Here is an 11,828-nt window from a genome sequence, read left to right as displayed (position 1 = left end):
GCAAGTCCATACTATCGCCCATATAGCGCTATACCGATTCTCGTCTTCACAGGATATTTACCGTGAAAATCCTATAATCGGGCTAGGGTATTCCAAACATTGAGCAGTTACGGTCACTTAACGATGAATCAGAAAATTCTTCTTGCTGAAGACGACAACGATATGCGCCGCTTCCTCGTCAAGGCGCTGGAAAAAGCCGGTTATAAGGTTTCTTCCTTCGACAATGGCGCCAGCGCCTACGACCGGCTTCGCGAGGAGCCCTTTTCGCTGTTGCTGACCGATATTGTCATGCCTGAAATGGACGGTATCGAACTGGCCCGTCGTGCGACCGAACTCGATCCCGACCTGAAAGTCATGTTCATCACTGGCTTTGCAGCCGTCGCCTTGAACGCCGATTCGAAGGCTCCGAAGGACGCCAAGGTGCTTTCCAAGCCTTTCCATCTGCGTGATCTGGTGGATGAGGTGAACAAACTCCTTGTGGCGTAAGGGGTCTCAAAAAACCTTCACAAAACCGAAAAAAAGCAGTTGACGCATGAACCGGTTTTGTGGTCTATCCGCCGCCACGGAGGGCGTGTAGCTCAGCGGGAGAGCACTACGTTGACATCGTAGGGGTCACAGGTTCAATCCCTGTCACGCCCACCATCCGAATTTTTGAAAAGGGTTTCTGAGCAATCAGAAACCCTTTTCTCGTTTCCGGCTAGCGTTTGGCCAAAGTTGCCCCCCGCTCTTTTTCGAACCTCTCGCCAGCTCCTGATTCAGCCTGTGAGAATTTGCGTACGATGGTTTATCTGTCAGCAACCTCTTGAGTCCTCTGAGGTTCGCAATAAATTTCACAACAAAAAATAAAATTCACAAGCATTGACGAGCGTTTGGTTTCCAGATATCTCAAGTCACATGCAATAAATTACATCACTCAAAATTTATTGCGGATTAAGTCATTGTCCTTGGGAGGGGAATATGTTGGCTTTTCTGAAATCGACCGTTGCTGCGGGTGTTTTTGCCGTGGCGATTTCCGCTGCTGCCGGTTCTCCGGCCGCCGCTGCGGGTAAATTCGCCTGCGAGCCGGGTGAGACCTATGTGATGAACGTCATGGTTTCCAGCCACCCCTATTGGGTGCCGGTCTTTGAGGGATTCAAGCAGGCTGCGAAGGCGCTGGGTTGCGAAGCGGTTTTCACCGGCACGCCCGAATATGACATCACGAAGCAGATCGCCTCCTTCGAGCAGGAGCTGGTGAAGAAGCCGAAGGGCATTCTGCTGCATCCGATGCAGGCCGATCCCTTTATCGAGCCTATCAACAAGGCGATCGGTTCCGGTGTGTCGGTGACGACTTTTGCGGCGGATTCGCCAAAGTCGAAGCGCACCGCCTATATTACCTCGGACAATGTCGCCGAGGCGAAATTTGCGGCTGACGAAATCGTCAAGAAACTCGGCGAAAAAGGTGAATATGCCGTTCTGGAAAATCCGGGACAAAGCAATCACGATCTGCGCGTCACGGCCCTCATCGACTATATGGGTCGCACCTATCCGCAGATGAAGCTGGTCGGCCGCCAGGCAACCAATCAGGATTCGAACCTCGCCTATCAGGCGGTTGGCGCCCTGTTGCAGGCCAATCCCAATCTCGGCGCTCTGTGGATTCCCGAGGCCGGTTCGGCCGAAGGTGCGACGGCGGCCGTCCTTGAGGCGAAGAAGAAGGTCCTGATCCTGCATGCGGATATCACCCCGGCCACGCTGGAGCACATCAAGCAGGGCAATATCTACATGTCCATCAATCCCAATCAGGGCGTTCAGGGTTTCATGGGTTTCATGAACACATTTCTGGGTGCCCATTCGGACCTGATCGACCCGTTCAACGACTACAAGGTGTCCGGTTTCAACCCGATGCAGGTTCCGTCGATGGACAATGGTTTCGCCGTGATCACTAGGGCGAACGCCGCTTCCTTTGATCTCAATAACTATATGAAGGGGCGCTGACGCGCCGCCCTGAAACCGGCGAGGTTTAAGCCTCGCCGGCCAAAGGGGAAGCAGCTTCGGGAGGGCGTTATGGGCGAGGTCATCCTCAACATGACGAATATTCATAAGGCGTTCGGCCCCGTGCGGGCGTTGCGCAGTGCCGCACTTGAGCTGCGGCGCGGCGAGATCCATGCGCTGGCGGGTGAAAACGGCGCCGGCAAGTCGACGCTGATGCATATTATCGATGGTATTCTGCAGCCTGACGGTGGCGAAATACTGCTGGACGGGAAACCGGTGCGGATAGCCTCACCCAATGCGGCGAACCGGCTTGGTATCGGTTTCGTGCATCAGGAGATTGCGCTCTGCCCGGAGATTTCAGTTGCTGAAAACATGTTCATGTCGGAGACCGGTCAAAGCCGTTCCTGGTTCATGAACTATCGCGACCTTGCAAGTCGGGCCGCAACCATCCTCAAGGAAATCGGCGACATCGACCCTGCCAGCCGCGCCGGTGATCTGTCGATTTCGCAACAGCAGATCGTCGAAATTGCCAAGGCGCTGACGCTGGATTGCCGTATCCTGATCCTTGATGAGCCAACGGCGGCCCTGACCGAGACCGAGGCCCAGACCCTTTTCAGGATCATGCACCGGCTGGCTGAGCGCGGGATTGCGATCATCTATATCTCGCACCGGATGGCGGAAATTTTCGAACATTGCGACCGCATTACGGTGATGCGCGATGGTTGCCACATCAGGACGGCGAATATCGCAGAGATTTCCCCGGAGGAGGTCGTCAACAGCATGGTGGGGCGTGTTCTCGACAAGCTCTATCCGCCCAAGCTCGCGGAAGATGAAAAATCAGACGAGGTCATTCTTTCGGTTCGGGGCTTGAATGAAGGAAAGCGTGTTTTCGATGTCGATTTCGATCTGCGTCGGGGCGAAATCCTGGGGCTTGCCGGCCTCATCGGTGCAGGCCGAAGCGAGATTGCCCGGGCGGTCTGCCGGCTGGAGGGAAAACCGAAAGGCGAGGTTACGCTGCGGGGGCGGCCGCTGAAGCTGAGAGACTATCGTGACAGCATCCGGGAGGGGCTCGTCTATCTCTCCGAGGATCGCAAGGGCGACGGCTTGTTCCTCAATATGTCCATCGCCGCGAATGTCTCCGCACTCGATATCGGCAGGATATCGAACGGCATGGGTTTCATTGAGCGGCGCAAGGAGATGAAGCGTGCCGATGAGCTGGGACGGCGGCTGAAATTGCGGGCGAACAGCGTTGGCGACGCGGTATCGACCCTGAGCGGTGGCAACCAGCAGAAGGTGGCGCTCGCCAAGATGCTGTCGGTGGAACCCGAGGTCATCTTTCTGGACGAGCCGACACGCGGTGTGGATGTGGGTGCCAAAGCCGAAATCCATCGGCAGATCCGGGAACTGGCGCGTGAGGGCGTGGGCGTGGTCGTCATATCCTCGGAACTGCCGGAACTCATCGGCGTCAGCGACCGCGTGCTGGTCGTGCGCGAGGGGCGTATCACCGGTGAGGTGGAGGGTGAGGACATGACGGAAGAAAAGATCATGCAGCTTGCATCGATCAATATTGCAGAGAGCCCTGTCGGGGCCTGAGGGAGCGGGAAAATGGCAACATCGGAAACACCTTCGGGCATAGCTGAAACGGCGGTTCGCCGCACCGGCTGGTGGGAACCCGCGCTCAAGGCTCGGGAAACCGGGCTCATCGTCATCATCCTCGCGCTTTTTGCAGTGATGTCGTTCATATCGCCGTATTTTCTGACCGTGGACAATCTACGGGCCATGGCCATGGTCTTCGCCATCGAAAGTATTGTCGTGGTGGGCATGACGATCCTGCTGATCTCGGGCGGCATCGATCTTTCCGTCGGCTCCGTCACGGCGCTTGCCATGGTGGCGGCTGGCTGGCTTTTCCTCAACGGTGTTGATCCCTGGGTCGCGGCGGGGCTGGCGATCTGCCTGACGACATTGGTGGGCATGGCCATGGGATTTCTGACAACGGTTGTCGGCCTGCATCATTTCATCGTGTCGCTCGGCGTCATGGTGATTGCGCGCGGCGTTTGCCTGCTGGCAACGGGCGGCCGCCCGCTCGGCCTCTACTCGCTGCCGCCTGAATTCAAGTTCATCGGGCAGGGCGCGCTTGGCGGCATTCCGCTGGTGCTGATCATATTTGCGGTGGTTGTCGTTTCCTTCGATCTGCTGCTGCGCCGCACGACGGCATTCCGCAAGGTGTTCTATACCGGCAGCAATCCCAAGGCCGCGGCCTATTCCGGCATTCGCGTCGGCCGGGTCGTCTTTGCCACCACCACGCTTTGTTCGATGCTGGCAGGCGTTGCGGGCGTCATATACATGGCGCGCTTCGGCTCCGCCCAGCCGAGCTTCGGCATCGGCATGGAACTCAACGTGATTGCGGCTGCTGTCATCGGCGGCGCCAGCCTCTCGGGTGGTTCAGGCACCATTCTGGGCGCGATCCTCGGTGCGATCCTTCTTTCGGTCGTTTCCAGCTCGCTTGCCTTGCTCAATGTGTCTGTCTACTGGCAGGACATCATCAGGGGCAGCATATTGCTGACTGCGGTTCTGTTCGACCACTATCTGGTCAAGCGTCGCCGCTGAACGCCCGTTGAGTGGCGATGGGTAACTGGAGAAAGACGATCATGCTGGACATCAAGGACGATTTCGATCAGCAGCGGCAGATATATTCCGTCCTGGTGCTGCATTTCATCGAGGGTGTGAAGCAGTCGGAAATCGCCGAGCGGCTCAATCTTTCCCATACCAAGGTCAACCGCATGATTGCGGCGGGCCGCAAGGCGGGCATGGTGAAGATCACCATCGCCAGCCCCTATCAGAGACTGGTGGACCTTGAAAACGAGATCACCCACCGTTTCGGCCTCAGGCAGTCGGTGGTGACGCCAACGGTCTCCGATAATCCGGAAACCGCGCTGCAGATGGTCGGGCGGGTTGCCGCCAATCACTTGCTGGAAACCATCCGCGACGGCGATGTGATCGCGATTACCGGCGGCAAGGCGGTGAGTGCCGTTGTCGACAATCTGGAGGCGGAGCGCCGTTTCGATGTGCGGGTGGTGCCGCTGACCGGCGGTGTGCAGGGCAAGCACTATACGGATGTCAATCATCTCGCCACGCAACTGGCGGAAAAGCTGGGCGGCAGCGCATCGCTCGTTCATGCGCCATTGTTTGCCGAGGACGAGGAACAGCGTGATCTGCTGATGAATGTCGCATCGATCCGTGAGGTGTTCGACTTGGCGCGGCAGGCGCAGGTGGCGCTGGTTGGCATCGGTTCGGTGGAAGCGCCCGGGTCCGGCTATTACGATCTTCTGCCGGATGCGGCCCGTGGTGGGCAGGCGCTGGTGGATGCGGGCATTGCCGGGGAATTCCTCGCCCACCTCACCATGGCGGACGGGCAGCTGGCACGGATCGATCTCAACTCGCGCGTGGTGGCGCTGGACCCCGGGCAGCTTGCCCGGTGCCCGAACATCATTGGTGTGGCGGCAGGCGCCATCAAGGCCGGACCGGTGGCAGCCACGCTTGCCGGCCGCTATCTGACCTCGCTCGTCGTGGACGAGGCGATCGCCGCTTATTTACTGGATCAGGAAGAAGGGGAAACTTCGTGACGGACAATGCAATATTGACCCGGACAATCGGCGGCAGCGGCATTGGCGCATCCGCCGTGGGGCTGGGCACCTGGGCCATCGGCGGCTGGATGTGGGGCGGCACCGATGAGCAGCAATCCATCGCCGCCATTCAGGCCTCGATTGACGCGGGCATTTCCCTGATCGACACCGCGCCGGCCTATGGCATGGGGCTCGCAGAAACCATTGTCGGCAAGGCGATTGCCGGCAGGCGCGACAAGGTGGTGCTGGTCACCAAATGCGGCCTCGTCTGGCACGTGAACGAGGGTGCTTATTTCTTCCATCAGGATGGCAAACCCGTTCACCGTTATCTCGGTCCTGCCTCTATCCGTTATGAGGTAGAAGAAAGCCTGAAACGGCTCGGAACCGACCATATCGATCACTACGTCACCCATTGGCAGGATGCCACGACGCCGATTGCCGAAACGGTCGGAGCTCTGGTGCGGCTGAAGGAGGAGGGGAAGATCCGCTCCATCGGGGCAAGCAACGTCTCGCCCGGCGATCTTGAGGCCTATATCGCCACCGGCGCGCTTGATGCCATCCAGGAAGAATATTCCATGGTGAAGCGGGATATCGAGACGACGCTGCTGCCGCTTTGCCGAAAGAATGCTGTCTCGGTTTTGAGTTATTCGTCTCTCGCGCTTGGTCTCCTGTCAGGCAAGGTTGGGCCTGAGCGGGTTTTTGCGGAGGATGACCAGCGCCACGGCAATCCGCGCTTCAGCCAAGCGAACCGCGAGAAGATCTCGCGGCTGATGCGGTCGCTGCAACCCGTGGCCGAAGCGCATGCGGCGTCGATAGCGCAGGTGGTGATTGCCTGGACGATTGCCCAGCCCGGCATCACCTTCTCGCTGTGTGGTGCGCGCGATCCGGCTCAGGCGGTTGAAAACGCCGCTGCGGCCCGCCTGCGACTTACGGAGGGTGAACTCGCTCTCATCAGCGCCGGTGTCGCCGAGCATCTTGTCGGGCTCGATACTTAAATAATGTCGCTGAGACGGGGCCTCGCGAAGACAACATAATCTTTCGCCTCCCGTCTCTCCTGTCGCTTTAAACGGTCAACAACATTGGGACGCTGGTCATCAGCCGGCGAACGGTATTTCTATGCCCAGTTTTCGCGAGGACGCTCTGCGCCGTATTCGGCTCGACGGTGATTTCGACGCCGTCGTCATCGGCGGCGGCATCAACGGAATTGCCGCCTATCGTGATCTTGCCTTGCAGGGGCTGCGGGTGCTGCTGGTCGAGCGTAACGATTTCTCCTCCGGTTGCAGCGCCGCACCCTCGCGCATGATCCATGGCGGCCTGCGTTATCTCGAAAACGGTGAATTCGGCCTTGTTGCGGAATCGCTGCGGGAGCGAGATGCTCTTCTGAGGCTCGCGCCGCATATGGTTCATCCGCTGCCGACGACAATTCCGATTTTTTCGACTTTCAGCGGCCTGTTCAACGCGGCGGCAACCTTTGCAGGCTCCGGCGGCAAACCGGCCAGCCGGGGCGCGCTCGCCATCAAGGCGGGCCTCATGCTCTATGACTTCGTTACCCGCAAAAACCGCATCCTGCCCCGCCATGAGTTTCGCAGCGCGGGCAAGACGCTGCAGGGTTGGCCGGGTCTGACCCCGGGGATCAGATATTCGGCAACTTATTACGATGCCTGGATCAGCCAGCCCGAACGGCTTGCGCTGGAGCTTCTGATCGACACCTGCGCCGATGCGCCACAAAGTATTGCGCTAAACTATGCCGAGCTTGTCCGTCTCGATGGTGAATATCGACTTCGGACTGAGGGAATGGACGAAACCCTGTCGATCCGGCCAAGGGTCATCGTCAATGCGACCGGCGCCTGGATCGATGAGACGATTGGTGCGCTGACCGCCGCCCCGGCGGCTGAGAAGGCAAAACCGACCGTTTCCGGAACCAAGGGATCGCATCTGATCATCGCCAACGAGGCGCTTCTCAAGGCCCTGAACGGCCATATGATCTTTTTCGAGAATGCCGACAACCGCGTCTGTATCCTTTTTCCCTATCTTGGCCGGGTTCTGGCGGGCTCCACCGATATAAAGGTGGAGCGTCCCGAGCGGGTGCGGTGTGAGCCCGAGGAGCGGGATTACATTCTCGAGGCGATCCGTCAGGTCTTTCCGCAGATTGCCATTACCCATTCTGACATCGTCTTCAGTTTCAGCGGCATACGCCCGTTGCCGCGCAGTGATGCCGCCTTTACCGGAAGAATTTCCCGCAGCCATTTCGTCCACCGCGTTGCGGGCGATCCGCCGCAGTTCTGCATGATAGGCGGCAAGTGGACGACCTTCAGGGCCTTTGGCGAACAGGTGACCGACGATGTTCTGGCCTTTCTCGGACGCAAGCGGAGGGCCGACACGATGGACCGCCCTATCGGCGGCGGCAGGAATTTCCCCACCGGGGCGGGACGCCTGCCGGCCCTGCTGGTGGAGGAGTTTTCAATCGGGAGGGATAGGGCCGAGCATCTGGCGTTGGCCTATGGTTCACGCGCACTCGAATTGATGGGCTTTTGCCGGGCCCGCCCGGATGATGCACCGCTTTGCGAAAATCTGCCAATCACGGCCGCCGAGCTGGTCTGGTTGATCCGCTCCGAACATGTCCGGCACCTGACCGACCTCATCCTGCGACGCACGACGCTTGCCATCACCGGCGTCATAGATGCCGATCTGATCGATGCGATCCTGAATGTTGCGGCGCGCGAGTTGGGCTGGACGCCGAGCCAAGCGGCGGCGGAACGGCAGCGGCTCATTGATGAGCTGGAGACCTTTTACGGCGTCACGCCGGCAATGCTTCAACACAGATGCAAGGAGAATGCATGATGATGCGGATTTCGAAAAAGGCGCGCATGAACCGGCTGTTCCGCAATGGCGGATGCCTGGATGTGGCCATCGACCACGGGGTTTGCAACGAACCGAGCTTCCTCGTCGGGCTGGAAGATATGGCGCAGACCGTCGACAGGCTGGTGGAGGCCGGTCCCGACGCCATCCAGATGGTTTACGGCCAGGCGGATCTGCTGCAGCAGAGGCCGGAGCGCGACAAGCCGGCGCTCGTCATGCGCATCGATATGGGTAATCCTTACAATTCCACGCGCCACAGAACCATGTGGTCGCAGCTTCAGAACTATCACGATCCGATCATCGGTGCGCTGGAGATGGATGCCGCCTGCGTTGTCGTTAATCTGTTCATGCTGCCTGACGAGCCGGAGCTGTTTCGCCAATGCGTCGAAAATATCAGCCGCGTGCGTGCCGATTGCCATCGTTTCGGCATGCCGCTGATGATCGAGCCGCTGGTGATGCTGCCCAATGATGTGCGCGGCGGGTATCAGGTGGATGGCGATGCTGAAAAGATCGTCACGCTGGTGCGTCTTGCCTCGGAAATGGGAGCCGATATCATCAAGGCCGACCCGACCAGCAACCCGCATGATTTTCACCGCGTGATCGAGGCGGCGCGCTGCCCGGTGCTGGTGCGGGGCGGAGGGCGTGAGGACTTGCGCAACGTGTTGGCGAAATCGGCGGCTCTGATGGCCGAGGGTGCGAACGGGATGGTTTATGGACGCAACATCTATCAGCATGACAATCCGAAGGCCGTTGTTGCGGCCTTGATGGCCATCATCCATCAGGGTGTGGGCGGTGAGGAAGCGTGGGATATCTATAATCGTGGCTGATAAAAATCACATATTGGGTCTGGATGTCGGCAATACGGTGATCAAGGCCGTGTTGTTCGACACGGCAGGCCGGCAGGTTGCGCAACACGCCATTGACGGCCATTCCACATTTCCGCAGCCCGGCTATGTCGAGCGCGATCTTGAGGAATTATGGCGCAATGGATGCGAGGCGATCCGTGAGCTTCTGGCAAAATCCTCCGTCGACCCCGCAAGCATCCTTGCGGTCGGCTGCGCTGGCCATGGCAACGGTCTCTATCTCCTGGACAAGGCGCAGCAGCCTCTGATTGGCATCCAGTCGCTCGACAGCCGCGCCGCCGATGTGGCGGCCGAGCTTGACCGGAAAAGCGGAGCGCAATTGCAGGCCCTTTGCCTGCAGCGACCATGGCCTGCGCAAACGCCCAGCCTGCTTGCCTGGGTAAAACGACATGCGCCAGACATATATGCGCAGACCGGAACGGTGCTGTTCTGCAAGGACTTCGTCAACTTCCGCCTGACGGGGTGCCTCGCGAATGATATTTCCGATCTCAGCGGTGCGGGGTTGCTTGCCTTCCCCGAAGCGAAGCTCGACCGGGAACTTCTGGCGCTCTACGGGCTTGACGATGCGGTCGACTTTTTCCCACGCCTCGTGGAATCGGCGGATATCGTCGGCCATGTAACAGCTGAGGCTTCGGGTCTGACGGGGCTTTCTCAAGGCACGCCCGTTATCGGCGGTTTCTTCGATGTCGTCTCCAGCGCCATGGGGTCGGGTGTCATCAATGCCGGGGAGGCCTCCATCATCGCCGGCACCTGGAGCATCAATCAGGTTTTCGCGGATAAGCCGGTCGTCAGCCCCGATGTCTTCATGGTCACGACCTTCGGCCGTAACCGCTATGTCAATATCGAATCCAGCGCCACTTCCGCAGCCAATCTCGAATGGTATGTGCATCGTGTTCGGGCCGACCACGGCGACCATGCCTTCGAGCGCTGCAACGAGCAGGTCGGTTCCGTCACGCCACGTGGCGACGATCCGTTCTTCCACCCGTTCATCTTCGGCTCGCGGCTGGGCGCGGAATTCCGTGGTGGATTTTACGGCCTCGCGGGCTGGCACGGCGAAGGCCATATGTTGAGAGCGCTGTTCGAGGGGGTATGTTTCGAACACCGTCGTCACATCGGCGTCCTGCGTGAAGCGGGACTGCCTGTCGAGGGTGCCGTGATGTCTGGCGGCGGTTCCCGCAGCCAGCACTGGCCGCAGATCATGGCGGATGTTCTGGAAATTCCCCTGCGGGTCGCGGAGGCCCGCGAGACCGGTGCGCTTGGTGCGGCAATCGGTGCGGCCGTGGCGATCCGTCTTTATCCCGACTATGAAGAGGCAGTCGCGGCGATGACGCGTGTGGCCAATGCATACCAGCCGGATGCGGGCCAGATCACGCATTACCGGCGGCGCTATGGCCTTTATATGCAGCTGACCGAACAGCTGCGCGGCTTCTGGAGCGACCTGCGTTTGCAGGAGCGATAGTCGCTCCGCCAGAAGGCCCCGTGGCGCGCATCAGCTGCGCCACGGCGGGAGGTTCGGGCGGGAAATGGAAGATGGACTTTGTCTGCAAATTGAGCATCTTATTCCTGCAAGCAGCAATGGGATGATCAACAGCAGATGGATATCAGGCGCCTGAAATCGTTTATCACGATTGTCGACATGGGTAGCATAACAAGAGCGGCCGATGTGCTGCATATTGCCCAGCCGGCGCTCAGCCAGCAGCTGGCGAGTATCGAGGAGCATTTTCGCCAGAAACTTTTGACCCGAAGCCAGCAGGGCGTTGTCATGACCGATGCCGGCAAGGTCGTCTACAGGCATGCACAGGTCATTTTGCGGCAGATGGAGCAGGCGCAGGCGGAGGCTCTGGAAGCGGGCGCTGTGCTTTCCGGCAAGGTATCGGTGGGTCTTGCGCCCTTCAGCAGCGCCGCCACGCTTTCGCTGCGTCTGATGGAGGAAACCAAGCGGCTTCATCCCGGCATTCTGCTGCACATCACGGAAAGCGTCAGCCAGCCCTATAGCCAGATGATCATGAACGGCCGTCTGGAAATGGGTTTGATCCATGGCGTCGGGCCGATCCGGGGTGTCAAGTTCACGCCGTTATTTCGTGAGGAATTCGTGCTGGTCGTACATCGCAGCTTCGGCGTGGAAGCGGGCGATGCGCCGATCACGGTCGCCGATCTGGCGTTTTTGCCGTTCCTTCTGCCGCCGACCTATAATTTCGTGCGCCGCGCCATCAATCTTGCGTTCACCCGCAGCCGCAAGGATCTGATCGTGATGGCGGAGCTGGAATCGGTAAGGACCATAGCGCGCGGCGTGGATGCCGGGCTTGGCGCGACCATAACGCCCAAGGCCATCGCCGACCGTATCGTCGCGGAATCCAATGAGGAAATCGTTGTCAGGCAGATCGCCAGCCCGATGATTGAGGAAACCTTGTCCTTCTGCGTCTCGGACAATACGCCGCTCTCCGAGCCGGCGCTTGCCGTGAAGGAGATATTGCTGCAACTGGCGGAGACCCTGAAATAAAAGGGTCAGGCCGGT

The 11,828-nt window shown here is 59.3% G+C and carries 10 protein-coding genes and 1 tRNA gene; all 11 read left to right on the top strand.

Features of this window, described 5'->3' with window-relative positions; all coding sequences use genetic code 11:
* The first annotated feature begins 123 nt into the window (after window positions 1-123).
* Window positions 124-486: a cell cycle two-component system response regulator CpdR gene (cpdR, locus tag AGR13A_RS19050; protein ID WP_003497910.1), complete on the top strand. Its 363-nt coding sequence runs from the start codon at window positions 124-126 to the stop codon at window positions 484-486.
* Between the two features lie 81 nt (window positions 487-567).
* A tRNA-Val gene (locus AGR13A_RS19045) sits at window positions 568-642 on the top strand.
* 315 nt (window positions 643-957) lie between these two features.
* Window positions 958-1,971 (top strand): substrate-binding domain-containing protein, encoded by a 1,014-nt coding sequence (locus AGR13A_RS19040; RefSeq protein WP_080838655.1) that lies wholly within the window; start codon window positions 958-960, stop codon window positions 1,969-1,971.
* Between the two features lie 69 nt (window positions 1,972-2,040).
* The gene (locus AGR13A_RS19035) at window positions 2,041-3,561 is read left to right on the top strand and encodes a sugar ABC transporter ATP-binding protein (protein WP_080838652.1); all 1,521 of its coding nucleotides are present in this window, start codon (window positions 2,041-2,043) and stop codon (window positions 3,559-3,561) included.
* Between the two features lie 12 nt (window positions 3,562-3,573).
* Window positions 3,574-4,575: an ABC transporter permease gene (locus AGR13A_RS19030; RefSeq protein ID WP_035225113.1), complete on the top strand. Its 1,002-nt coding sequence runs from the start codon at window positions 3,574-3,576 to the stop codon at window positions 4,573-4,575.
* A gap of 41 nt (window positions 4,576-4,616) precedes the next feature.
* On the top strand, window positions 4,617-5,591 hold the full coding sequence (locus tag AGR13A_RS19025) for a sugar-binding transcriptional regulator (protein ID WP_167377594.1): 975 nt from the start codon (window positions 4,617-4,619) through the stop codon (window positions 5,589-5,591).
* Complete coding sequence (locus tag AGR13A_RS19020) at window positions 5,588-6,586, top strand: aldo/keto reductase (protein WP_080838650.1); 999 nt, start codon at window positions 5,588-5,590, stop codon at window positions 6,584-6,586. Before AGR13A_RS19025 ends, AGR13A_RS19020 begins: the two co-directional genes overlap by 4 nt.
* 121 nt (window positions 6,587-6,707) lie before the next feature.
* Complete coding sequence (locus tag AGR13A_RS19015; protein WP_080838648.1) at window positions 6,708-8,432, top strand: glycerol-3-phosphate dehydrogenase/oxidase; 1,725 nt, start codon at window positions 6,708-6,710, stop codon at window positions 8,430-8,432.
* Between the two features lie 2 nt (window positions 8,433-8,434).
* On the top strand, window positions 8,435-9,277 hold the full coding sequence (locus tag AGR13A_RS19010) for a class I fructose-bisphosphate aldolase (RefSeq protein WP_080840322.1): 843 nt from the start codon (window positions 8,435-8,437) through the stop codon (window positions 9,275-9,277).
* Complete coding sequence (locus AGR13A_RS19005; RefSeq protein WP_167377593.1) at window positions 9,270-10,772, top strand: FGGY-family carbohydrate kinase; 1,503 nt, start codon at window positions 9,270-9,272, stop codon at window positions 10,770-10,772. Before AGR13A_RS19010 ends, AGR13A_RS19005 begins: the two co-directional genes overlap by 8 nt.
* Before the next feature lie 135 nt (window positions 10,773-10,907).
* Window positions 10,908-11,813, top strand: coding sequence for a LysR substrate-binding domain-containing protein (locus AGR13A_RS19000; protein ID WP_035225101.1), 906 nt, complete (start codon window positions 10,908-10,910; stop codon window positions 11,811-11,813).
* The last annotated feature ends 15 nt before the right edge of the window (window positions 11,814-11,828 follow it).

It is taken from the genome of Agrobacterium genomosp. 13 str. CFBP 6927 (genome assembly GCA_900012615.1).
Taxonomy (GTDB): domain Bacteria; phylum Pseudomonadota; class Alphaproteobacteria; order Rhizobiales; family Rhizobiaceae; genus Agrobacterium.
Note: the sequence above shows the minus strand (reverse complement) of the source record. Positions and strands in the feature narration are given on the sequence as shown.